The organism is Methanosarcinales archaeon Met12 (genome assembly GCA_002813105.2).
In the GTDB taxonomy this organism is placed as follows: domain Archaea; phylum Halobacteriota; class UBA148; order UBA148; family JAJOKI01; genus JAJOKI01.
In genome coordinates this window covers 884206-908548 of sequence record CP017966.2, presented here as the reverse complement: position 1 = coordinate 908548, position 24343 = coordinate 884206, and the positions used below count along the sequence as shown (strand labels likewise).

Sequence of the window (24343 nt, the reverse complement as noted above, 5' to 3'; positions counted from 1 at the left end):
AAGACTAATCTCCATAAGTTGTCTTGCGGTCCTGGTGTTTCGATGGTATCAAATGGTAAAAAAGAGTGTCGTTGATGCTGAAAAGCACGTATGAGCCTCTTCATTTGTTGAGCTCGGCGAATTCTAATGACTTTCTCATATGGATATTGACATTTTTGTGTACTGCCTCGCCATGCCCGGGATAAATGGCATCGATGTCCAGCGTTGTCAATAGTTTTATCGAATTTGCCAGCGCAGTGGAGTCGCCACCGGGCATATCAGTCCGCCCAATGCCGCCATTCGAGAAAATCGTATCACCAGAGAACAAAAGTTTAGAGCCGTAAAGACATATGCCACCCGACGTGTGCCCTGGCGTATGAATTACCTTAAGGTTTAGGTCTCCAAGGTCCAGAATCTCTCCCCCATGGAGCAGCATATCAGGTTTAATGTTGGGAGAGCATACTTCAAATAACGAGGATGCCGTCGCATGGTTGTCATCCAATAAATCAGCATCGCGCTGGTGAATCACAACGCTGGCATTTGTTTGTTCGGCCAGTTGAGCGGTGCCAGCAGTGTGGTCGTAGTGGCAGTGTGTCAGAATGATATACTCAAGAGAGTCGGGATCGATTATTCCCTTTATGGCGTTAAGGACAAAATCAGGCTCGGCGCCGACATCCACCAACACCGGCCGTTCTGCTTCGACCAGATACGCATTCGCGACGTATGGCGAAGCAGTAATTTTATGCACCTTGACCATTAAAATACATCTTTGGGAGTATAACTATATTAAACAAACTAAGAGTTGGCATGAACATGATAGGCGATGCGAGGCAAAAAAGAACAAATAAATAATAGCCTTGCACGGAGTGTGCCGAACAATGAAAGATAACATAGAGGAAATAGAGGAAAATTTAGGGAAATTTAATCAAATCGCTGATGGTTCAGATGACGACTTGACAAAAATAGTAAAGATGATACGTATTCTGAACGATAATATGAAGGAAGTGGCTGAAAACATAGAGGAAACAGACGAGCGCCTAAATGAAATAGAGGACTGCATAAACACCATTGAAAATAGGCTAAAACAGATTGAGAGAGACTTGAGGATAAAAAAAGGCGAATACTCAGCATAAGATGGAGGCGAAGGCAAAAAAGAACAAATAAATAATAGCTTTGGATTGTATCTGTTGGGTAAATCGTGAGGTTTAAAAAATGCAACATAAAATGTTTAAGTTCGTGTTGCGGGAGTCCGTGTTGCGGGTTGTGCGGGCTGTTGTTATCATTGTGATTGTCGTATTATTATTCTTTTTGTCACCTCAGCAACTAATTACCGCAGTGAGTGATAGTATAGGTGCAATTGCAGGTGCCTTACTGGGTGCCTTACTGGGTATCCTTCTATATCAATGGACGACCGAAAAGAGGCTCTCAACCGCATTAATCGATGAACTACAAGATAATAAAGAAGCATTAGAACATGGAGCAAACGCATTAGAATTAAAACCAACAAGTATATTGACTCGTCGTTATCATTTTGACTCTTACATCGCTGTACGAAATGCAGGAATATTAGCAAGTTTATCTAAAGTAACACGCAAAAAATTAGTGGACGTATATGATGAGTTACATACTATTGATGATATTAATAAGGGATTCGTTTACAGTCTTGCAAGCCTCAAAAAAGCACAGATTCTACATGCGCCTCAACATCTTAAGCGTGTTGCTGACGACATAGATGATTTGCTTAAAGATTTGAAGAAATGACTACTTCCTCTCGACACTACAAATAGTAGTCATTAACATACATATGAAAAAGACACACCACCAAAGACAATCTTCGTAATTATAATAGCATTAAACTAATGGCATGAACATGAGCATAATAAGAGACGCACAGAAAGGATATATCACGCCAGAGATGGAGTTTGTAGCCCGGTCAGAGGGCGTGGAATCCCAAAAAGTAAGGAAGCTAATTGCAGCAGGACGATTGGTCATCTTAAAAAATACACGTAGAGATACCATGCCCGTTGCCGTTGGCGAATCCCTCGGCACCAAAATCAACGTGAACATAGGTAGCTCTGTGGATTTTATCGATGCAGATGAGGAGACAGAAAAAGCGCTAACTGCAGTGAAATATGGCGCCGACACTATTATGGACCTGTCCACCGGCGGCGACCTCGACACCATTCGGAGGGGGATTCTCGATGCAGTAAGCGTTCCAGTTGGCTCTGTCCCCATCTATCAGGTTGCACATACCGACGTTACAGATATTACTTCTGATGATATGTTCAATATGGTGCGAAAGCATGCGGCGGATGGCATCGACTTTATGACCATTCATGCAGGCGTCACCATAAATGCCGTTGAACATCTGAGGAAGAGTGACCGAATTATGAGCGTCGTATCTCGCGGAGGTGCGCTCATGATTGCCTATATGACTCACAACGATTGCGAGAACCCGTTCTACGCCGAATATGATTATCTGCTGGAAATCGCGCGCGAACATGATGTCACGCTCAGCCTGGGAGACGGTATGCGACCGGGTTGCATCTCGGATGCTGGCGATGGGACAATGTTCATGGAGTGCATCACACTCGGAGAACTGGTGCGCAGGTCGCTGGATGCGGGAGTGCAGACGATGGTGGAGGGGCCGGGACATATGCCGTTAAACGAAATTGAGTCGAGCATAAGAATGATGAAGCATCTGACCGATGGTGCCCCATTGTACCTGCTCGGCCCTCTGGTCACGGACATAGCACCCGGCTATGACCATATAACTGCTGCTATAGGGGGGTCGGTCGCCGGCATGCACGGTGCGGACTTCCTGTGCATGGTCACGCCATCTGAACACCTTGCCCTTCCCACCATAGACGAGATCAAAGAAGGCACCATCGTGACCAAAATTGCAGCACACGTAGCAGACCTTGTCAAAACAGGCCGAAGAGGACGTGCAATAGAATGGGATGACAAAATGGCATATGCGCGCAGGGACCTTGACTGGGATAAACAGTTTGAACTTGCCATCGATACCGACAAAGCGAGAAGGATTCATGAATTCCGGAAGTCACCGAGCGATGCGTGTTCCATGTGCGGAGAGTTGTGCGCAATTAAAATCATGCGTGATGTCAGATTGTGACCAAAAAACAAAAACTTAAATTACATTGATGGCATTAAAATACCAATTACCGACATGAAGAGGCGCCCATATTATGGATTTGAACAAACCATTGCTGATGATACCAGGACCTGTGCCCCTGCATCCAAGGGTATTGAAGGCGATGTCCAGGCAAATGATCAATCACAGAGGTCCCGAATTTGCCAGAATCTTTGATGAATGCGTTTCCATTTTGAAGGATGTTTTTCAGACCGAGAATGATGTACTCGTGCTCAGTGGCTCAGGGACGGCTGGAATGGAAGCGGCTGTCAGCAACGTGACAAGGGGCGACGAGGTCGTTACGATTGTAAACGGCAAATTCGGCGAGCGCTTCAAGGAAATCGTTGCACTGTATGGAAATCCGATACCTGTGGAGTATGCATGGGGAAGTTCCATAGAATTGGATGACGTAGAGGGTGCCTTAAAAAAGGGTGCATCAGCCGTAACCATGGTTCACAACGAGACTTCGGTAGGCATAGTGAACCCAGCTGAAGAAGTCGGAGAACTGGCCAGAAAGTACGATGCGCTGTTTATAATGGACGGGATATCTTCCATAGGCGGCAACGAAGTGCCCGTGGACAAGTGGGGCGTGGACCTCGCTATCCTCGGTTCCCAGAAGTGCCTTGCAGTACCGCCTGGGTTGGCTGCCATCTCCGTCAGCGAGAGGGCATGGGAACGCATGGAGAATGTCAATTCCCCATATTACTTAGACCTGAAGGCGCATCAGAAATCTGCAAGCAAGGGACAGACGCCATACACTCCCGCCATTCCATTGTTTTTTGCGTTGCATGAGGCATTGCGCCTTGTGTGCGAGGAGGGGCTGTCCGCCAGGGTCAAGCGACATGAACGATGTGCAGATGCCGTTCGAAGAGCTATGAATGCAATGGGGCTCGAACTGTTTCCGCGTTTGAATAAAATTAGCAGATATTCGAACACAGTCACAGCAGTTAAGATGCCCGAAGGCATCGTCTATGAGCAATTGCGCGATGGAATAAAAAACAGGGGCGTACTCATAGCTGGCGGGCAGGAACATCTCAAGGGCAAGATATTCAGGATAGGGCATATGGGCAACGTCTCTGCTAAAGAGATTTTGACCACGATAGAAGCAGTAGAGTCCACGCTGGCCGAACATGGAGTCAAAGCGGAAGGTGGTGTAGCTACTGTAAAGGAAGTGGAAAGAAACTCTTAAATGAGATGCGTCGCATTCACTATAGCGATGAAGGTCGGCATCGCAGATACAACGTTCGCGCGCTTTGATATGGGCACTGCCGCTATCGATGAGCTGAAAAAGAATGCATCGATGCGCATCGAAAGATATACGGTGCCTGGCATCAAGGACCTGCCTGCTGCAGCCAAGAAACTGATCGAGGAGCGCAAGTGTGATATCGTGATGGCACTTGGAATGCCTGGCGCTACGCCAATAGACAAGACCTGTGCACATGAAGCATCTCTTGGCTTAATTCAGGCGCAACTGATGACGAACACGCATATTATAGAGGTGTTCGTTCATGAGGACGAGGCGAAAGACGATAAAATGTTAGCAGAGTTAGCAGGTCGCAGAACCAGGGAGCATGCGCAGAACGTCATTAAGTTGTTGCTCAAACCAAAACTGCTTGAAAAAGATGCAGGGATGGGCAAAAGGCAGGGAAGCGAAGATGTGGGACCTTTGAGGTTATAGCCTTTAGGAGGATTAAAATGAATAAAATCAGGCTTGGATTTGTCGTGTCGGAATTTAACAGAGACCTGACGCACCAAATGGAGTTGTTGGGAAGGGAGCATGCTGAATTTCTCGGAGCGCCAGTGGTACGAACTCTTCTGGTACCAGGTGTTTATGACATGCCTCTGGCTGCGAAGAAATTGGCTAAGGATAACGGCGTCGACGCAATCGTTGCTCTTGGCTGTGTTATTGAAGGCACAACAGAACACGATGAAGTCATCATGCAGCAAACGTCCAGAAAGCTCATGGATTTATCGCTGGATTTTGAGAAACCCGTTGCATTGGGCATATCCGGTCCAGGAATGAGCAGGCTGGAGGCGCACGAGCGCGTTGATTATGCGAAGAGGGCAGTAGAGTCAGCGGTGAAGATGGTACGGCGAATGCGTGAATGAAATGCCCTCAGAACGAGTCAACAGGATAGAAGAATCCGCGACGCTCAGAATATCCGACCTGGCGAATAAACTGAAAAGGGCTGGAAAGGACGTCATCAGTTTTAGCGTTGGCGAGCCCGACTTTGTCACTCCACAGCACATCATAGACGCTGCAAAGAAGGCGCTGGATGAAGGAAGGACACACTACACGCCGAGTGCGGGCATACCCGAGCTGAGAGAGGCGATAGCCAATAAGTTCAAAGAGAACGGCATCAGCGTATCTCCGAATGAAGTCATCGTAACACCCGGGGCGAAGCAGGCGATCTTTGAGGCAGTGCTTTCCATACTAGGAGATGGAGACGAAGTGATATTATTCGACCCTGCCTGGGTTTCGTATGAGTCCTGCATAAAACTGGCAGGTGCAAGGCCCGCGTGGATCAAGACAGGTGAAGAAAAAGGCTTTGTGCCAGATGATTTCCTGGAGTCCATCAGCAGAAAAACAAAACTGATCATCGTGAACACGCCAGGCAATCCAACCGGGGCAGTTTTTGATGAGAATACGCTCAAGATGATTGCGGATATTGCAAGGGACCATGACATATTCGTGCTTTCCGATGAGGTATATGAAAAGATCATCTATGAAGGAAAACATCTCAGCATTGCTTCCTTTGATGGCATGCACGATAGAACCGTCACGGTCAATGGTTTTTCCAAGGCGTATGCAATGACTGGCTGGCGAGTGGGATATGCATCCGCCCCGCCAGAGGTCATAGATGCCATGCTCAAGATACAGCAGCACTCAACGAGCTGCGCAACGTCTTTTGCGCAATATGGCGCTTTAGAGGCATTGAAAGGTCCGCAGGAATGTATCGCAGAGATGGTGAATGAATTTAAAACACGCAGAGACCTCATCGTTGACGGACTCGAGTCGATGGGTTTGGAGTGCAAAAAGCCAGATGGTGCATTCTATCTGTTCGTGAACGTCGCTCGATTCGGAGATGGTATGAGCGTCGCAGAACGTTTGCTAAATGAAGGGTATGTCGCTGTCACGCCTGGGTCTGCATTTGGGCCCCATAGTGAAGACTATATCAGAATTTCATATGCCACTTCCCAGGCGCGCATTTCAGAGGGATTGGACAGAATGAGAGAGGTGTTGGTGTGAATCTGTCAACTTTTCGTATATTAAGGAGTTATACGCCATGCCTAAGAAGAATAAGAGGTAGACGAAGATGAGAAGAAAAATGAGAGTATATATGGATACTTCGGTAATTTCAGCGCTATTTGATGAAAGGAATCCAGGGAGAGTATCACTCACAGAAGCTTTTTTCGCAGAAATAGGAAACTTTGAGACTTTCATCTCCGAAATTACGGTTGCTGAGATTGAACGCACTCCCGACATAGAACTCCGAGGCAAAATGAAGGATACAGTATCACGATTTTCAGTGCTCTCTTTAACCGATGACGTTGAATGGATAGCCAGCGAGTATATCCGCCATGGTGCGGTTCCTGAAGGTTACACCGAGGATGCCTACCATATTGCCATCGCTGTTATAAGCGAGGTTGACTATCTTTTGAGTTGGAACTTCAAACACATAGTGAGGAGGAAAACGAGAGACATAGTGAGGATGGTAAATACTTTAAATAACCTGAGACAAATAGAGATTATGACACCTGCGGAATTGCTATAGGAGAAAGTATGAGCAAGATTAAAGAAAAAGATATCGAGGAAATAAGAAGAGCGGTAGAAAAGGAGTTCCCAGACGACCATGCTTTACAGCAAGTTCATATCGCAAGGAAAATCATTGCTAAAGAAGCGCAACTTGAAGGATCAAGGTTCTCTGAATACATCAAATTGTTGGGAAGGCCAAGTTAAGCCTGTCTAATAATAAAGGTGCGGCGCATAACACAGGATATACGCTACGGGCTACGCCCTTGCCCTTCGGGACATTGTTCCCTTCGGTCGCAAACTCCATATATGCTAAAAACATTATCCCGTTGGTGTAAGCACAGAGCTTATATACATACATATCCTTATATGATAATCCAAATTAAATGGTGATCGTTAAATGTGGTTGCAAATACGGATGTACCTCTTACTGGGATTGATGTTCGCCATCATCTACGCACTAGTCGTAGTTGTAGGAACTATGATGGGCATAGGCAACTTTTTCTTCTTTGCTGTTTTAGCATCGTTCTTCCTCTTCATCCAGTACATGATCGGTCCCAGGATGGTCGACTGGTCAATGCGCATCCAATATGTATCTGAGAAGGAGCATCCAGAATTGCACAGAATGGTTGCAGAGCAGGCTCAACGGGCAGGAATCCCAAAGCCAAAGGTAGGAATAGCTAAAATCCAGATTCCAAATGCCTTTGCATTCGGCAGATCGATTAGAGACGGCAGGGTTTGCGTTACCGATGGCATCATCAGATTGCTAACAAAGGATGAGCTGAAGGCAGTGATAGGTCATGAGATTGCCCACATCAAGAACAGAGACGTCGCAGTTATCACGTTGATTAGCATAATTCCAATGATCTGCTGGTACATTGCCTGGAGCATGATGTTCTCAGGAGGTCAGCGAGGCAATACGATAGCCATCGGAATCTTTGCATTTGTGCTTTATTTCATTACTAATCTGTTGGTGATGTATGGCTCCAGAATTCGTGAGTATTATGCGGATTTGGGCAGCGTTAAATTCGGAAACGACCCTCACCTGCTCGCATCCGCCCTGTACAAATTATCCTACGGGAATGCGAGAGTCGCAAAGGAGACGTTAAAACAGGTCGAAGGGAACAAAGCATTCTTCATCAGCGACCCTTCCAGGGCATGGAATGAGATTAGAGAGTTAAAGCAGATAGACAAGGATATGAGCGGATGTGTCGACAGAAACGAGTTGATGCTGCTCAGGAGTAAAAAGGTACACGTCAGCACGACCGATAAGCTGATGGAGTTGCTTAGCACCCATCCAAATATGTTAAAGCGAATCAATCACCTGTCTTCGCTTACATAAATGTTCGAAATCTCGCCGCATTTTTTGTTGGCATCGGTTCTTCTGGGATGCATACTTGGCACCATCACTGGACTAATTCCTGGCCTTCATGTCAATAATGTCGCGTTGCTGCTCGTGGCTATGTCTCCATCCCTGCTGGTGCATGGTATTTCGCCGATTTATATCGTCGTTATAATCCTCGCAACTTCGATTGCACATACGTTTCTGGATTTCGTCCCTTCGATATTTTTGGGTGCTCCTGAAGCAGACACCGCACTGGCAGTCCTGCCAGGACACCGTATGCTATTAGAGGGCAGAGGCGTCGAAGCGGTCAGACTATCTGCACTCGGTAGTGCGGGTTCTGTGACCGTGGCGCTGCTGTTAGTGGCACCATTAAGCATGCTGGTATATCATATTTATCCCGTCCTCCACCAGCACATGGGCTGGATTCTTCTGACGATCGTCCTGCTTATGATCGGGTCAGAATCAGGAGAGATGGTCGAAGGGCAGGGCTCGCTTGCGCATCTCAAATACAAGGGATATGCCATACTTGTTTTTCTGTTATCTGGGGTACTCGGCATTCTCGCATTTATCGGAGATGGGCTGATGGACCCCTTGTTGCCCATGGGTACGCCGGCTATATTGTTTCCACTGTTCTGTGGATTGTTTGGGGCGAGCATGCTCTCTATAAGTCTCATTACGCGATCGGTCATCCCTGCCCAGACGGAGGTGGTGGAGTTCGACCTTCCAAGCCGAAATATCGTGAGGGGAGTGTTCACTGGAAGTATAGCTGGGTCGTTGGTGGCGTGGCTGCCGGGCATATCATCAGCAGTTGCGACGGTGATAATACGACTGGCGATTCGAGAAGATAATGATGGAGATTCCGCGAGGGAATTTATCGTCGCAGTCAGTGGAGTTAACACGGCAAACGCCATTTTCAGTTTAATAGCATTGTATATCATTCATCGGCCCAGAAGTGGTGCCATGGTCGCGGTCAACGAGATTTTGAATCCTGCCACATGGGATGTTTCATTAGTGGTGCTATTTTTAGCCGTTATCGTTAGTGTTTCCATAATATCCTATTTCGTGACCATTTCAGTAGGAGAGCGAATTTCCAAAGCGCTGTCACGCCTAAACTACCAAAGAATCAGCGCAACGGTTCTAATGTGTCTTTGCGTGATGGTGATTCTAACCACTGGTTTATTTGGGATGATAGTATTCGCAACTGCGACCGCGATTGGGATGATTCCATCTTATTTTAAGGTCAGAAAAAGCCATGCAATGGGCGTATTACTGTTTCCGTTAATACTATTCTTTTTTGGAATATTTAGATGGTGACATGTTGAATTTCCGTAGAAATTACAAGAAAAAACCGCAATGCTGAAATAGGATAAGCTTGTAAACATATTTACTCACAAAATATCAGGAGGTATAAAATGGTAAATAGACCTACAAAGAATTTTGGTTTGATAGAAAATGGAAGAGAAGTTGGAACATTCAGTGGATATCAACCACGAGATGCTGCCCTGAAGTGCGCAAGCAGGGGAAAGACAAACATAATGCTCAGGGAGAAGGGCACGAAAAGACTTCACGTATTTAAGGGATTCAGGGAAAAAGTCAGAGCTCCAAGCGGTGCCCCGAGCTGGTTGCCCTCCATGGTTTGGAAACCCAATGTCAAAAAAATCGGTGTTCGACATTTGAAGTACAACCAATTATCGAGAAATCCATTTGGGCTTCTACGATAGCTTTTCAACATCTCTTTTTTTATTTTTTTATATCGAATGATACATAATGGGCCCGAAGGAATTTGAATCCTTGACCTCACGGTGTCTACCACAACCCTCAAAAGGGTTGATCGTTTCAACGACCTGCCTCGTTATACTCGGCAGGTCATATCTTTCTGTGTTTAGTCCTACTGAGCCTGAAGGGCGAATGTAGGACGTTTTTGTTCAAACTTATCTTCTGCTTGCGCAGAAGGAAGTTGTTTCTGCAAAGCAGGAGCCAACTTTTTTTAAAAAGTTTGGTTATCAGCCGTGCGCTCCAACCAGACTAAGCTACGGGCCCAATAGATGTCTTTTTCAACCAAATAGGACGGCACATACTTTAAATTTTTCCTTTTAGTAATAGGCTCATGACCGATAAATTTAATTGCATGTATCTCACTTTGTTCGATAGCCAACATTTTACAAAAATGTTGATTAAAAGTGTGCATCTCACTTTGTTCGATAGCACAGGTGAGCATTTAAAGGGCCGGTAGATCAGGGGTAGATCGCTACCTTGGCAAATGTCATGGTCTGAAAGAGAGTGACATCCTTATTGGTAGAGGCCTCGGGTTCAAATCCCGACCGGTCCATGGGTACCATGCAAAAAGAGGAAAAAGTAGGTGCGGTGTTACTTATAGTGGCACTTTTATCGCTTGCCGTAATTTACTTTGTCATTACCATACCAATCGATGTGGAGCGCCTTTCGGACGAGTCCAAACTCGATGACAAGGTATATGCAGAGGGGCTGGTGATGGACAAGCGGATGACCAGAACAGGAGGACACCTCATTTTGAGCATCAAAATGGATGTTGGTACTATAAATATATTCGCCCATCGCGAGTCGGGTGCAGCTGAAATTGACGAAAAGGTGCGCGAGGGAGACCGAATCCGCGCATACGGCATATTAGACGAATTTAGAGGCGAAAGACAGATAAGAATTCAAAGCGGAGGAGATATAACCGTTCTGTGACCGCACATCCCCAAAAGGTTTATGACCAATTGAATGCCAACCTAATCGTGCGTCATAAATTGGGCCCGTGGTCTAGTTGGTTATGACGTCGCCTTGACATGGCGGAGATCACCGGTTCGAATCCGGTCGGGCCCATTTGTGTGGCTGACCAGTTTCGAAAGGACGTGGTCCTCTGCCCTGGTAGCTCAGCCTGGGAGAGCGTGCGGCTGAAGACCGCATTGTCCCCGGTTCAAATCCGGGTCAGGGCATGCAGAACTTCGACTGACCTGTAGTGATGCCTTAATCATATTATACTGGGTCAGAAGGGCGAGTGTATGACGCGGGTGCGCCGGTAGTGTAGTGGTATCACTATGGCTTGCCAAGCCATAAACCCGGGTTCGAATCCCGGCCGACGCATAATGGCCCACTGTTCAGGAGGCGTGTGAAGATAATTGATAGCGGCAAAGTAATGAAAAATGGATACTGGCTCCTGAATATTTCGAGATGTGTGCTCGCTTAATGCCCCTGTATCGTATCGGACATATAATCCATCAATCTTTTCTGGAATTTGAAGTCATCCAGAAATTTCGCTTCGTGTTTCCACCTGTACAGAGGTGTTCTTATTCGGGTTGCTATATCAATTATCGCCTCGTCTGCAGTTTCAAACTCTTTTGGCCGCCGCGCCATCGCATCCTTCACGGTCTCTTGAATCACCCAACTGCCCAGGGGCGCCCAATAGTCTGGAAGGATTTCCCGTACCATGAACACCGATGCCTGTTTCCTGGTTTTCTCGAGATATTCAAGTACGCCAAGGCGAGCGGAATAATATCCTCCACCAAGATTTGAATATGTGGTTTTGCCATCATATCCCTCCCGATCTGCGCCGACCCATACGGAATTCCCGGCCCAGACCGACTTCGGCAGCCAGATTTCTATCAACTCAAACGAGAATATGCGCGGGAGCAAGAGTATCTCAAAACGGTTGCCCAATTTCTGAGAACTGAACACCTTGATGCTGTCAAATATCGGCATATCCTTTAGTCCTGCAACAAGTTCCCTGCCAAGGACGTCGTCCGTTGCCGTAATAGCCCACCTTGTCGGAACGAGTCGTCGGGCATTCTGCTTCCCCAGCAATCCGATCGAGAGCAGCCTGTAAATGTGATAAACCGAAATGCCGCTTCCATACAACTCCACAACCGCATCCCCGGCCAAAACATCTGTATCAGACGTCAGACGGTCAATACTCTGCGGAACCGATGGATTTTCGGTTATGTCCAGTGATTTAATCTGACCGGATGGGCCCATCGGTGCGAGCACGTCATCAAAGCGCAACTCCTTTTTAGGAGGCTTTACGAACCACACCTCAGTATCTACCGGCATATCTGCCATTGCGAGCTCATGTGTCTTGACCAGAAATTTGTTGTCCAGTGTGCTGGCATCTTTGACGTTCAGCTTGATATTACATCGGACCAGATTCGAGCGCAATCCGATGACGTCCTCGACCTGCCTGTCGAGCCACTCCTGTGGACTGTCGTAGATCTGCGCATCACTGCCGCTTATTAGCGGTGGGACCTGCGGACCTGCTTGGATATTTGGATAACCCATCCGCCCGACAAAAACAGATGGCGGGGATGCACCAAAGATGATATCACCAATGGGTGGAAGTTTCTCGAACGCCTGGAATTTTGAGAGTATTGGACATTTCTGCCGTCCACACGCACCCTTTCCTTTGCACACGATGCACAGGGATGAATTCATATTGATGATGTATATATGAGATAACATTTAAGTTTGGTTAACAACGTTGACCATAGGTAGTGTCGCATGCTTAAAATTGACAACTTGACGGTCGCAGTCGACGGCAAACAGATATTGGACAACGTGAATCTGAACATAGGCAAAGGAGAATTGCACGCTTTATTTGGACCAAATGGCTCGGGAAAGACGTCTTTATTGCTAACCATCATGGGCAATCCAAAATATAAGGTGGTATCTGGTAAAATACTTTTCAAGGGCAAGGACATTACAAGCCTGCCAATGGACGAGCGAGCTAAACTTGGCATCGGCATTGCCTTTCAGAACCCGCCTGTTATCAGGGGCGTCAAATTAAGGGATATGGTCAACATCTGTGCACAATCAGGCAATTCTAACGCAGAGGAACTGGCCAAGAGGCTTAATCTGTCTGCGTTCTTGGACAGAGATATCAATCTTGGTTTTTCTGGCGGAGAGACAAAACGGTCTGAACTGCTTCAATTAGCAGCGCTACAGCCTGATTTTATCATGCTCGACGAGCCGGATTCAGGAGTGGATTTGGTGAATATCGCCCTTGTAGGCGAGGTCATAAATGATGTGCTGGAGAGAACTAAAAATTGCACCATAAGAGATACATCAGGACTGATTATAACCCATACCGGCCATATATTGGATTACGTGAACGCCGACCATGGACACGTCATGATCGATGGCACGATACGCTGCTCTGGAAAGCCGGATGGACTTTTAAAAATGATTAAAGAAAGGGGTTATGAGGAGTGTGCAAGATGCCTGAGATAAACAATACTCGGAAAAGGGCGCATAAAGCGAGAGACAAGCCCGCTGCACTTGGTCCTGACATAAGCTTGGATAAATATTCTGCTCAGGCGGAGGAACACGGCAGAATTAAGAAATTGAAGGAATTGTCCGTTGACGTACGAGAGAAAGCTATCGGCGCCGGCGTCGATGCCAATGAGTCGTATAGGTCGGGCTCGTTTTTTCAAATCGACCATTCTGTGATACAGTCGTCTGCCAATCAAAATGGCATAGAAGTCATGAGCGTCACGGAGGCACTGAAAAAATATGACTGGCTGAAGGATTACTGGTGGAAAAATGTAGCAGTCGATATGGACAAATACACCGCGCAGGCAGAGCTAAAATCGAATCATGGATATTTTATCCGAGCGCTACCAGGCGTTAAGGTGCAATTTCCAGTGCAAGCCTGCCTGTTTATTGACAAAGATGGCCTGGCACAGAATGTGCACAATATCATAATCGCTGAGGAGGGCTCCGAACTTCACATAATTACCGGCTGCACGACCGCCCATAACGTGAAAAATGGATTGCATATCGGCATTTCTGAATTTTATGTGAAGAAAAACGCACATATATCGTTCACGATGATTCATAACTGGGCAAAGGATGTCGTAGTCAGACCAAGGACTGGGACGATTATAGAAGAGAACGGCGTGTTTTTGAGCAATTACATTTGCATGAAACCTGTGAGAGACCTGCAGATGTATCCAACCGCATACTGCGCTGGCAAGAACGCCACCGTAAGGTACAACACCATTTTGTATGCCTCTGAAGGTTCAAATATGGATGTTGGCTCCAGAGTTTTCTTAAAGGCAAAAGGCAGTAAGGCTGAACTTATCGCCAGGGCAATATCAAAGGGCGGCAATATAATGGCAAGGGGACATTTGATTGGAGAAGTTCCTGAAGTAAAAGCACATCTAGAATGCCGCGGACTTATTTTGTCAGAGGGGGGCAAGATTCATGCAATACCAGAACTGGAAGGACTAAGAGAAGGCGTCGATTTGTCACACGAGGCTGCGGTCGGAAAAATTGCAGAAGAAGAGATACACTATTTGATGGCAAGAGGATTAAACGAGGAGGAGTCTGCTGCTGTGATTATCAGGGGTTTTTTGGACGTGGATATCAAAGGGCTGCCGCAGCATTTGCAGGATGAAATGAAACGAATTATGGAATCCAGTGAGAGGCAATTGCTGTAATAGGTCTATTAATGTTTTTTATGGCTTTGTAGAAAACCTCCATCTGAACGAGTAAAGGTTAAAATCTTCCCAAAGTTCGCCATACTATTTCTTAATGAGTCCAGTTACTAATACTTTGTGAGGGTTTTGTATAACGGTTTTGGTATATACGACGTTGCGACGAAGGGAACAACATCCCGAAGAGCAGGGGCGTAAGCCCATAGCGTATATGCTGTGGTATCTGATGATGCCGACTCTTATGCTCTACTATAGGCCTCCAAAAACTCCTCCCTTGTGATGCCAGCTTGGGTGCAAATTGTTCTGAGAGTAGAACCTTTTATTTTCGGATGGTTTATAGAAACGTGTTCTTTTTCCCGAACCACTTGAAAGCCCAAAGTCACCAGCGCTTTGATTACTTTCCGTTTAGGTGCACCCACAGGAAACTTTGTCATTACACATTAACTCCAGTCTCAGCAACGAAAGCTTCAAGGACAGGTGGTTCGACATCGAGAGCCTCTTTTCCAAAAGTCTCAACGTGGAAGCGAATTGCTGATTTCACGTCAGAAAGGGCTTCTTCATAGGTATCTCCTTCCCCGACTATAGCCCCTTTAAGCCCTAAAGGGTATGCTACATAACCATCAGGGTGCTTTTCAACGATAATTTTGAACTGACGCATCATAATTTCCTCCCATATAAATGTGATGTTCCCTTCCTAAAAGAACGTTATGGTCGGTGTTGTGAACGCATGTCAGGTAATTTGGGCGAAGGTGCGTAGCACCGTAGCCTTTTATCCGCTGTTAGGCGAAGTCTTGGCAACATGTTCTTCCATGCTTTTATCCGTCTGAATGCCCAATCGCTGTTCGGCTACGCGTAAAATAGATTCTAACATTTCAGTATAAGACATCCCTGCTATCTTTGCCATCTTTGCAAGATGACCATCCCAGCACCAGCCAGGATTCGGGTTAACATCAAGAAGTTTGGGATTATTCTCCACATCAAGCCTCCAGTCAAATCGGCAGTAATCTCTGACCTCCAGCCTCTCAAACAACTTCGAACAGCATTCCAAGACGAGTTTCTTTGTCTCCTCTGGTAATTCGGCAGGAACTGATTTAATGTTCCAGTATGGTGATTCTGGAAGCCACTTAGCCTCATATCCACATATTTTGGGAAGTTCTGGTGGAAGTGCTGAGTAATCTTCTTCTATGATGGGTAAGACTATGTAAGATTCGGGAGGATTTCCTATTATTCCTACGCTTATGTCTTTTCCTGTTAGAAATTCCTCAACAAGAATGGTTTTATCATAGCCAAGTCTCTCCCGGATCTCTGAAATAGCATTAACAAGCTCCTCAATATTGTTTGCCACACTCCTCTGGGTTATCCCAAAACTGGAATCGCCAAAGTTGGGTTTTACGATGACAGGAAATTCAAAGGGAAGTTCAAAAGTAGCGTCTTTGGACTTGATTAAGAATGCTTCGGGGACGGGGATCCACATCTCCTTTGCAATTCCACGTACAAGTGATTTGTCATAACAAAAAGCAAGACACTGAGGGTTAGAGCCCGTATATGGAATCTCAATCATTTCGAGCAAGGCTGGTATATGAAGTTCATTTCTTGCATTGTTGTTATAACCTTCATCGCATAGATTAAAAACAAGATCTACTTTATTCTTCAATTTCATAATATCATGAAGCAAAGTGTTGTGATTGACAAGATATGTAAAGTGGTAGCTCCTCAGTTCCCTTAATGAACCTTTCAGTTGGTCGATTGTATAAAGGTCGTCATCATCAAAGACGCATAATGGCTTCAAGGGATCGGCTTTCGCGGGGTCACCTAAGATTACGACAACATTCCTTACTTCCTCTTTTTTCCTCTTGACTGGCGACCATTCCTTCCTGCATATAGCTGTCGTAATAATTCGCCTCTCCATCATCCCCAAATCCTGATTTCGCTGTGAATTCTGAGATATTTCTCCATGAATAGTAAAGTTGCTGAATCCTGCTTTTTTCAGGAGTTCATCCATGCCCTCACGGGTGTAGAGTCTCTCTGCATAAAATTGATCCGCAATAACTCCTTTCTCCACATGAGTGGCCACTTCTCGTGAGATTAGACGCTGTTTATCCAATGAAAGGGAGCGCTCCCTGCATACAAAATGTTTATTGTCTATCCATTCCCAGGTTCTGGGCTGAAAACGCTCTCTTAAGTATTCCCCATCAGCAACATCGATAAGAAGTCGTCCCCAAGGCTTCAGAACCTTGAAAACCTCTTTCAGAACTCTCATGTCATCCTGAATCGTTTCAAAATAACCAAAACTGTTTCCTAAGATTGTAACCACATCAAACGTATCTGGTGCGTATGGGAGTTTTCGGGCATCACCTTCTCTAAATCTAACGTTCAACCCTTCCTTTTTTGCTTGTTCTTTAGCCTTTTGAATCAGGTAATGCGAACGATCTAACCCCTCACTGTTGAGAAACCCTCGCCTTGCCAGTTCAAGGGAATGCCGTCCCTGTCCACAACATAAATCTAAGATCTTATCATTTGGCGAAAGCTTTAGGATCTCCGAGAACAAGTCCACTTCTCGAAGAGTGATATTCTTGTCATCTACCACATCCGCATCTGTTTTCAGGTAAAAGGCGTTGAAAATGCTTCGCCACCATTCCGGACGAACGTGCTCTTCAAGACTTAGGACAGCTCCTAATACCCTTCTTGAGTGTCTTCCTTTTCTCCCACTTTGTGGGGGTTTGTCCTTAGGTGTTTTTTCATTCATTGTTTTTCCATTTCTATTATCCGAACCTATTTCGTTTATTCTCGACTCTAAACAACCTTCTAATCTTCCTTAAATCTTTCATTACAACATGCGTATAAATCCCTGTCGTTTTTGAATGTTTATCTCTACTCAAATCTTAAATTCGTCCCAACAAACCTTTCCATCCGTTACCAATGCTTTGATTTTCCTCTGCGCTTTCGTCAATTTGCTCTTGCCAGACTTTATTTCGACGAATACGATTTGTCGCAGGCCATCTCCAGTTCGATGACCTTCCGCATATCCATCGAATACGATGAGGTCCACGGGGTCTCCCAGCCACCGGACATCATGCGGGTCATACCCAAAATCCGCCAGAAACGGACATAACTTTTCCAGCGCCTTTCCAGAACGCGTTAGTGCGCTCCTCTGGATGGCGTCCTCCCTGATGCTGCGCTCCTCCCCTTCAAGCCATTCCTTCACGCGCATCTCAAATTTATATTCCCACCCTTTGACCTCCATCAGTGACCTCACTAAGAATATAAAACAGATTGTGAGAAGGATAAGGAGCAGCAGCACCAACAATTCATAATTCACAATACATCCTCCTATGTTCGTTACTTAAATATCTCATCCGCACGGTCTGCTATCTCGCTTATTTCCTCACTGTTTAGAGTCCCTTCACCAAAAAGACGTTTTACTGTATCTACATTATACTCCATGACATCGATGACGGTCGGAACCCTGATGGCATCGCCTACCGCAAGTACCGTTTTTGGAGGCATCGCGCCGACTATGCCTTCCCATACACTGCGGTCCGGTATGCCCGCAAGCGCAGAGGCGATGTCGTTTGGCTCTTTGAGCGACAATATCAACCGATTTGCAAGTTGACTTCGAACTTCATCATCGATGCGCGAGGGGCGCTGATCGATCAGTGCTAGTATCAAATTGAACTTTCTGGTCTCGCGAGCCAATTTGTCAAATGTCGTGTGCGATGCTATTTGCGGGTCCAGGAATTTATGTGCTTCTTCGAGGAAAACCACAAGGCGTGGAAGCCCTTCCGTCTTACCAGTATAAAGGTCGTACAGGCGCCTCGCCACTATGTTCGCTACGAAAAGATATGCAGTCGTATCCTGCCCGTATTTTCCGAAGTCAAGAACGATGGATTTTCTGGCTTTGATCAGCGATATCAGTTGACCGAATATGTCGGAAGATGTATCCCGAACAAAATCAAATCGGTCCATGCGCGCGATCTTTCGCTGGAGGGCCTGGAGTGAACCTGCGTGAATTCTTCCATCTGCGTCTGGTGTTGCCTCTCGAATCGCAGTCACAAGATCTTTTCTGTCACCTTTTTCTATCGCATACATGGTATCGATCATGGGAGGTGACAGGTCCTGAAAGGCGATGATGATGTCAGAGGGCGTTATCTCTCTCGAACTGATTACAAATGGTCTGGCCTCGTTGTTCGCCGGGTCCAGGGAGAACGTCTCCACTTTTTGAGGAAATGAAAACTTCAAACCAGGAGAGTTATCGCCTTTGGAGTACATGCCATATTCCTGGTGCATGTCAAACAAGAGTATGCTCGCGATGTCCTTTGTCAAAATAGAATTGCACACGATCTTGCACAGAATGCTTTTTCCCATGCCTGTGCGTCCAAAAAGTGCAAATGGCTTTTCAGTCAATCTGGCGAAGTCCAGTTGAATCTCAAAATCCGATATGCCACGCAAAGAGCCAATCGGCATGGAAGTCTCCGTGGGCTGGTAAATCTTCTGGACATCCTCATGGGTAGCCGTTCGAACCAACGAGAAATATGGCGGTATGGTCTCCGGCCCGTACAATTTGCCGCGTTCGTCGACCAACTGAATTGGCTTTAACAGCGCCTTTGAGAAGAATATCTGGCCGGCATAACCCTCATGAATGCCAGGTGAAATCATCGGCACGACCGATTTTCCCATGTCAGACCCTGCAATTTGTTCGATAATCCCGGTCGCAGGGTTGCGAATGTCCTGTACTACGCAGTAAAAATCATATTTTTGACCTTCGACGATGATGGGATATCCGATCTTCAATTCCTCTGGATTATTGAGTTCCAGTTTTGCCTCGATGCCTCCTGACACAGATGCCGATACGACTTCGCCAATCTTCATGGTTTCACCTTGCTATTTCTATCTAAAAACTCATGGAATGCCTGTCGCCTTAATCCATCGATATTCGTCCGCCCGTTTATGACGTCTTCTATCGAAATTCCATATTTCGGAGCGAGTTTAAGAACGACATTTTCATACATCTCGCGAAGATGTCGGACTGTTACGACGTATCTGTGCGCTTCCAGCAAAGGATATGGGTACCCTGGACAGATTTCTGATCGCGCATAGTGCGAGATGGCCGAGAAGACATAGTCTGGGTCATCCTTAAATGTGCCGACATCCACCCTGAACCACTTGGGCGCGCGCGGGAATAATTTTGCAAAATAAATATCGCCATAATGTGGCTGAGGATGTGTCTTTTCATATTCAGCACGCAAATAATAGAGGGCTGGCGTTTTGACCAATTTGCGCAATAACTCTTCATCGGTAGAGATTTGGCCGAGCATGTGCGTCTCAGAGTCCTTGGAGATTCCGACCAATATGTTTTCGTTCTTTTCACATAGCCGAATAGTATCTTCCATCAGATGCGCGAACTCATCCAAGAATGGCGGCGGCGTTGTTAACGCACCGTCGAAGGCCAAAATCTTTCCAGACACCTCTCCCGCAACTCGATTCATCAGCTTGCATTCCTCATATCTGCGCAGTTCGTTGGCGATATATATGTGCGTCTTTTTTAGTTGCGATTTCCTCGCACTTTTGAGCAACTTCTGGTACACCTCGGATTGCTCTCTGACAAACGATTCATGGGACGATACCAAAATGGGATGCTCAGCAACGAGATTGTGCCTGAGCTTATATCCAATCTTTCCATCGAGTTCCTTATCTACAAACTCGTATGTCAATGCACAAACCCGAATCGCCGCAAGTTTGATTCCTGAGAAATCAAATATGAATGAATGAGAACCGTCGACGGCAACCATGTCAGGCGATGCGTCTGCATATTCAAACCGAACGGGATTTACATCCACTACAGACTCCTCGTCTCGTATCTGGTCAAGATAATTTCGGACCGATATCAGCACTCCTGGAATCTCAACGCTAAAATCACTCATCGTACAGCACCCCTATCCTCGATTTGCCCTCTGGCGTCATATCTACCCTGAGCTTGGCCGGGAATTTTTCCGCCACATCGGTCAGATGGGTGATTAAAATGACCTTGTCGAAGAATCGTCCCATATCGAATAACTTCTTGACGAATAGTTCCCTACTGAGCTCCGTGTCCAGCGAGCCGAGGTCGCCTTCATCGATAAACAGCGTCTTCATCCTGCCGAATGATTTGCCGACCTGTGGCATGCTCGCGAGTTCTTTCGCTATCGCAAATCTCAGAGAGGCGTTTATCTGCGTCTTTTCGCCGCCGCTGAACTCCTGCACATCATGGAAACTGCCATCTGGTCCCTCTACCTCGATGCGAATGCCGTAGCGATTGTTTTCCTCATAGGGGCTCAGCCGTACCTTGCTAAACCTATTATCCGTCATATCTGAGAGATTGAGCGAGGACTCGCGGGCAAGTTGCGGCAGTAGCTGGTTGACCGCATACATCACTACTCCCCTCTTGTGAAATATCTTGTCTTTCAGGAGAAGGAGCACTTCGGAAGTCTCCTGTAATTTCTTTAGCTCATCCTCCAGTTCCCGAATCCGTTCGCCGAGAGCTTGAAGAGCTTCGATTTCCTTGGTGAGCTGCTTCATTTCCCCTTCCCTTCCATGGATGAGCCCGTCAAGCTCTCTTTGCCCTTCCTCCAACTTTCTCAACTCAGATTCCGTCGCTCTATACTGGGTTTCATATTCCTGAAGCCTCCTTAGCGAATCGCGCAAATCCTTCAGTTCAAACTCTTTTTGCGTTTTTTGGCCAGTCAAATCCTCTATGAGCGCATCGTAGTCCTTGACCTTATCTAATTCACTCCGTATTCGCTCCAATTCATCCTTCTTTTGTCTCTTAGCGTTCAACGATTGCTGTATCTCGTTCAATCTTGTTCTGTCGTGTATTTCAAAACCAATGGCGTCAATTTCAGCCTGAATCCCCTTGAGCTCCTCCCCGATTACCCGTATTTTTTCATGGTATCCTTCTCGTTTTCTTTGCATTTCATTTTGGATATGTTTTAGCCCTTCTTGAATCTCGGAGTGAACAAAGGAATCGACGTCGATCTTTTTCGTTTGCAACGAGACTTCGTCCAGTTCACACTTAGTGTCCTCTTGTTCTCGTTTAAGGCGGATGACAAGGTCTTCGTTTTCTTTTAGCCATTCGAGCTCCAGGTCTATTCGGGTGATGCGCTCCCCAAGTGCCCCCTCGCTTTTTAAAAGCGAGAATGCCATATCTTTATCGATGTCGGTAGTTATCTTGTCCAGCCTCGATTTCTGCACATTATACCGTGCAGATAATTCCCCAAATTCACGCTTATGCTCTGCATCAGTTTGCCGTCTTTGGCTCTCGTAAATCTGCTTTTGTTTCTGAATACTTGCGACCTTCTGCTCCTTTTCCTTTAGTACGTCCAGCTCCGTTTGCAGCAATTCATAATCCCCTGTTTCTATGGCTAATCTTGAAACCAGACGCTTGAGTTCCTGTGTTTTTAGATTATCCTCATGGGACTTTGCGATCTTCATTTTTAGCTCGGCGAGGCCACTGGATAACCCTGCCTCCTTAGCCCTTGCCTCTAAAAACTCTTCGTGCCTGCTCTTTAGTTCCTCAAGTGAGCCACTCATTATCTCAATTGTTTTTTTTAGCTCGTTTAATCTTTCCCTTTCGTCCTCGCTCTCCTTTTTTAGGAGGAAGTATTCTTCCTCTTTTTCTGGTAGTCTGGAATGTTGTTCCCCCATAACACCCAATGCCGATTCATTAGCCCTGATGTCCAACAAGACCTTGCCCAATTTCCCTGCGGCAATAGTTTGTGCCTTCTCAAACGTTTCAAGTCTGAATAACTTCTGGAAGATTTCGAGACGCTGGGAGCCAGTCTGCGCACCCAACTCCCTCATCTCGTCCTGCCTGACGAAGGTTGAATTTCTGAAACCCACATAATCCAAACCGATGATGTCCTGCATCTTCGCATCGATCTCCTGAATGGTGCCATTGATCGATGTGCCATTTATTCTGAGCGTGACATATGATGAACCAGAGCGAGTCAGCCCACGCGTGACTTCATATCTATCGGAACCCTGATAGAATGTAATCTTGACGTATCCGCCTTGCTGGCAAATGCTTTCGATCTTGACATTCGGCAGGTCGATTCTCGATGTGCGCCTGTATAATGCAAAGGTGATCGCATCGAGTATCGATGTCTTTCCAGTCCCTGTTCGCCCGGTTATCACCGTAAATTTATGCGGAAAACTGATCGTCGACCTGTCCAGGTAGCGCATGAAGCCCTTGATTTCAATATCCTCTATGACAAAGCCGCCATCCGAAACAAGCGAATCAAGCGTATTAATCCTCACGCAGAACCTCCTCCAGGATATTCCTGCCTTCATCCAACAGCGCATCACATTTTGGATGGGTTGAGTAATTTATCTCGATGAAGTTTTTGAGGAGTTCAAATGGATCCATCGTGAAATTGGCAAATCCTACCTTTTCCGCTGATTTTTCGCGCCAGCGCACATCATAATTGAAGGCACCTCTTAGCTTTTCAGCGATTTTGCCTTCAGCGACCTTGCTCCGAAGTCCTTCACCGATTGCAACCTCCAGTCTGACCAATTTTTCGGTGACGTCGGGTATTGCATCCAAAATTTTTTGCGTTGGGTCGTCATCTGCAGCAACTTCCACCTCAATCTTCAACATGTCTCTCGTCGGCAACTCTTCAAAGTGCCATTTGTTCGGAGCAAACAGATTAATTGCGATGAATCCCTTTTTGTCACCCATTTCGCCCCAATCGATTCTCTCGACGGCTCCCGCATAAATGAGTTCGGTAGAGTTGCTGCGCATCACCTGATGCAAATGAATATGTCCAAAAATAGCCAGGTCCAGATTATCTGGAATCATATCCTTCCTAAAGGAGAATTCGCCAGGCAAAACCTCCGGGCATGCGGTTTCCCTTAACTTCGCGCCTTCGATGTAGTAATGGGCGAATAAAATCTTAAAATCGGCATCCAGTTCTTCTGTCCTATTTTTAATCCAGTTCTTCAACACTTCCTGCCCCTGGTGGAACATCTGCTCTTGCGAAGTTTCCTTGCCCAATTTCTCCCTGACCAATCCCGCAATATGTGTTGGGTGCAAATAAGGAACGATGATGCAACCGACCGTCTTTCCATCAATGGTAAGTTTTTCTGTTGTGGGATTCCGGTATACTCTAACATGCGGATAACCTCTGAAGTCGTCGATGGACGTTCCTTTGTGCGTGTTACGGGGCTGGTCGTGATTTCCAGCAAGTATCCATATACCAATACCTGCCTCTGCCAGAGGCTCTATGACGTCACGTCTGACCAGCTCGCGAAATGCCGGGCTGACATGCGTACGATCAAAGAGATCACCGACTATGACGAAAAGTTTCGCAACATTCTCGATGGCAAACTGCGCTGCCCTCGTGAAATTATTGTGAGTGTCGAGAGTTCTCGCTGAGAGTCCTGTCTCTGAGTCTATCTGGAACCCAAAATTTATGCCCTCGTGAACATCCCCCACGACGATGATTTCGTTCATTGTTGTCAGGTTATTTTGCGTATATGTCGTTAAAAAGCTTGTTGAATAGGAGTGCGAAAGTGATTACATCCATAATCTTTTTGCCACATACAACTTATGTAAACGCAGTGAAGAAACTAAAAATTGGCAGTAATGATTAAATAAGTTCCCAGCATACTTAGTGGGTGGGGTGGGCAGA

24 protein-coding genes and 5 tRNA genes are annotated in these 24343 nt (G+C 46.2%); 19 read left to right on the top strand and 10 right to left on the bottom strand.

Annotation, left to right across the window (positions count from 1 at the left end; all coding sequences use genetic code 11):
* Positions 1-100 precede the first annotated feature (100 nt).
* Positions 101-736 carry an MBL fold metallo-hydrolase gene (locus tag BME93_05780; GenBank protein ATZ61564.2) on the bottom strand — a complete coding sequence of 212 codons (636 nt, stop codon included), beginning with the start codon at positions 734-736 and terminating at the stop codon, positions 101-103.
* A gap of 121 nt (positions 737-857) precedes the next feature.
* Here BME93_05780 and BME93_05775 point away from each other — a divergent pair, with 121 nt between their 5' ends.
* The 12 genes from BME93_05775 (at position 858) to BME93_05720 (ending at position 9950) form a co-directional block, all read left to right on the top strand.
* Positions 858-1112 (top strand): hypothetical protein, encoded by a 255-nt coding sequence (locus BME93_05775; GenBank protein ATZ61563.2) that lies wholly within the window; start codon positions 858-860, stop codon positions 1110-1112.
* 79 nt (positions 1113-1191) lie between these two features.
* On the top strand, positions 1192-1740 hold the full coding sequence (locus BME93_05770; GenBank protein ID ATZ61833.2) for a hypothetical protein: 549 nt from the start codon (positions 1192-1194) through the stop codon (positions 1738-1740).
* 109 nt (positions 1741-1849) lie between these two features.
* The gene (gene thiC / locus BME93_05765; GenBank protein ATZ61562.2) at positions 1850-3112 is read left to right on the top strand and encodes a phosphomethylpyrimidine synthase ThiC; all 1263 of its coding nucleotides are present in this window, start codon (positions 1850-1852) and stop codon (positions 3110-3112) included.
* A gap of 73 nt (positions 3113-3185) precedes the next feature.
* Positions 3186-4319 carry an alanine--glyoxylate aminotransferase family protein gene (locus BME93_05760; protein ID ATZ61561.2) on the top strand — a complete coding sequence of 378 codons (1134 nt, stop codon included), beginning with the start codon at positions 3186-3188 and terminating at the stop codon, positions 4317-4319.
* Positions 4320-4346: 27 nt separating this feature from the next.
* Positions 4347-4808, top strand: coding sequence for a riboflavin synthase (ribC, locus tag BME93_05755; protein ID ATZ61560.2), 462 nt, complete (start codon positions 4347-4349; stop codon positions 4806-4808).
* Positions 4809-4825: 17 nt separating this feature from the next.
* Entirely contained in the window at positions 4826-5239 is a 414-nt protein-coding gene (gene ribH / locus BME93_05750) for a 6,7-dimethyl-8-ribityllumazine synthase (protein ATZ61559.2), read from the top strand.
* A gap of 1 nt (position 5240) precedes the next feature.
* A complete protein-coding gene (locus BME93_05745) occupies positions 5241-6380 on the top strand; it encodes a pyridoxal phosphate-dependent aminotransferase (GenBank protein ID ATZ61832.2) in 1140 nt (379 codons plus the stop codon).
* A gap of 67 nt (positions 6381-6447) precedes the next feature.
* Positions 6448-6906 carry a PIN domain-containing protein gene (locus BME93_05740; GenBank protein ATZ61831.2) on the top strand — a complete coding sequence of 153 codons (459 nt, stop codon included), beginning with the start codon at positions 6448-6450 and terminating at the stop codon, positions 6904-6906.
* A gap of 8 nt (positions 6907-6914) precedes the next feature.
* On the top strand, positions 6915-7091 hold the full coding sequence (locus tag BME93_05735; protein ID ATZ61558.2) for a hypothetical protein: 177 nt from the start codon (positions 6915-6917) through the stop codon (positions 7089-7091).
* A gap of 193 nt (positions 7092-7284) precedes the next feature.
* Complete coding sequence (locus BME93_05730; protein ID ATZ61557.2) at positions 7285-8226, top strand: zinc metalloprotease HtpX; 942 nt, start codon at positions 7285-7287, stop codon at positions 8224-8226.
* A gap of 27 nt (positions 8227-8253) precedes the next feature.
* On the top strand, positions 8254-9543 hold the full coding sequence (locus BME93_05725) for a tripartite tricarboxylate transporter permease (protein ID ATZ61830.2): 1290 nt from the start codon (positions 8254-8256) through the stop codon (positions 9541-9543).
* A 98-nt stretch (positions 9544-9641) separates the two neighbouring features.
* Positions 9642-9950 carry a non-histone chromosomal MC1 family protein gene (locus BME93_05720; GenBank protein ID ATZ61556.2) on the top strand — a complete coding sequence of 103 codons (309 nt, stop codon included), beginning with the start codon at positions 9642-9644 and terminating at the stop codon, positions 9948-9950.
* A gap of 47 nt (positions 9951-9997) precedes the next feature.
* Here BME93_05720 and BME93_05715 read toward each other — a convergent pair.
* Positions 9998-10269, bottom strand: a tRNA-Ile gene (locus BME93_05715).
* 183 nt (positions 10270-10452) lie between these two features.
* Between BME93_05715 and BME93_05710 the strand changes: the two genes are divergently transcribed.
* The 5 genes from BME93_05710 to BME93_05690 all read left to right on the top strand — a co-directional run bounded on the left by BME93_05710 (position 10453) and on the right by BME93_05690 (position 11334).
* Positions 10453-10558: transfer RNA gene (locus BME93_05710), tRNA-Ala, on the top strand.
* 8 nt (positions 10559-10566) lie between these two features.
* On the top strand, positions 10567-10938 hold the full coding sequence (locus BME93_05705) for a nucleotide-binding protein (protein ID ATZ61553.2): 372 nt from the start codon (positions 10567-10569) through the stop codon (positions 10936-10938).
* Between the two features lie 61 nt (positions 10939-10999).
* Positions 11000-11073, top strand: a tRNA-Val gene (locus BME93_05700).
* Between the two features lie 39 nt (positions 11074-11112).
* A tRNA-Phe gene (locus BME93_05695) sits at positions 11113-11186 on the top strand.
* Between the two features lie 77 nt (positions 11187-11263).
* Positions 11264-11334 (top strand) — tRNA-Gly (locus tag BME93_05690).
* Positions 11335-11433: 99 nt separating this feature from the next.
* Here BME93_05690 and BME93_05685 read toward each other — a convergent pair.
* Entirely contained in the window at positions 11434-12675 is a 1242-nt protein-coding gene (locus BME93_05685) for an Nre family DNA repair protein (protein ATZ61550.2), read from the bottom strand.
* A 66-nt stretch (positions 12676-12741) separates the two neighbouring features.
* Here BME93_05685 and BME93_05680 point away from each other — a divergent pair, with 66 nt between their 5' ends.
* Both BME93_05680 and BME93_05675 read left to right on the top strand, forming a co-directional pair.
* Positions 12742-13470, top strand: a complete 729-nt coding sequence (locus BME93_05680) for an ABC transporter ATP-binding protein (GenBank protein ATZ61549.2) — start codon at positions 12742-12744, stop codon at positions 13468-13470.
* Positions 13458-14681, top strand: coding sequence for a SufD family Fe-S cluster assembly protein (locus BME93_05675; protein ATZ61548.2), 1224 nt, complete (start codon positions 13458-13460; stop codon positions 14679-14681). Before BME93_05680 ends, BME93_05675 begins: the two co-directional genes overlap by 13 nt.
* A gap of 430 nt (positions 14682-15111) precedes the next feature.
* On the opposite strand, the gene BME93_05670 is transcribed toward BME93_05675, so the two are convergent.
* The 7 genes from BME93_05670 to BME93_05640 all read right to left on the bottom strand — a co-directional run bounded on the left by BME93_05670 (position 15112) and on the right by BME93_05640 (position 24165).
* Complete coding sequence (locus BME93_05670; protein ATZ61547.2) at positions 15112-15339, bottom strand: hypothetical protein; 228 nt, start codon at positions 15337-15339, stop codon at positions 15112-15114.
* A 108-nt stretch (positions 15340-15447) separates the two neighbouring features.
* Positions 15448-17424, bottom strand: coding sequence for a methyltransferase domain-containing protein (locus BME93_05665; protein ID ATZ61546.2), 1977 nt, complete (start codon positions 17422-17424; stop codon positions 15448-15450).
* Positions 17425-17553: 129 nt separating this feature from the next.
* The gene (locus BME93_05660; protein ATZ61545.2) at positions 17554-17997 is read right to left on the bottom strand and encodes a Holliday junction resolvase-like protein; all 444 of its coding nucleotides are present in this window, start codon (positions 17995-17997) and stop codon (positions 17554-17556) included.
* A gap of 20 nt (positions 17998-18017) precedes the next feature.
* On the bottom strand, positions 18018-19547 hold the full coding sequence (locus BME93_05655) for an ATP-binding protein (protein ID ATZ61544.2): 1530 nt from the start codon (positions 19545-19547) through the stop codon (positions 18018-18020).
* Complete coding sequence (locus tag BME93_05650; GenBank protein ATZ61828.2) at positions 19544-20599, bottom strand: DNA double-strand break repair nuclease NurA; 1056 nt, start codon at positions 20597-20599, stop codon at positions 19544-19546. Before BME93_05650 ends, BME93_05655 begins: the two co-directional genes overlap by 4 nt.
* Positions 20592-22970 carry an SMC family ATPase gene (locus BME93_05645; GenBank protein ATZ61543.2) on the bottom strand — a complete coding sequence of 793 codons (2379 nt, stop codon included), beginning with the start codon at positions 22968-22970 and terminating at the stop codon, positions 20592-20594. The genes BME93_05650 and BME93_05645 overlap by 8 nt, the downstream gene beginning before the upstream one ends.
* On the bottom strand, positions 22960-24165 hold the full coding sequence (locus tag BME93_05640; GenBank protein ATZ61542.2) for a metallophosphoesterase: 1206 nt from the start codon (positions 24163-24165) through the stop codon (positions 22960-22962). The genes BME93_05645 and BME93_05640 overlap by 11 nt, the downstream gene beginning before the upstream one ends.
* Between the last annotated feature and the right edge of the window lie 178 nt (positions 24166-24343).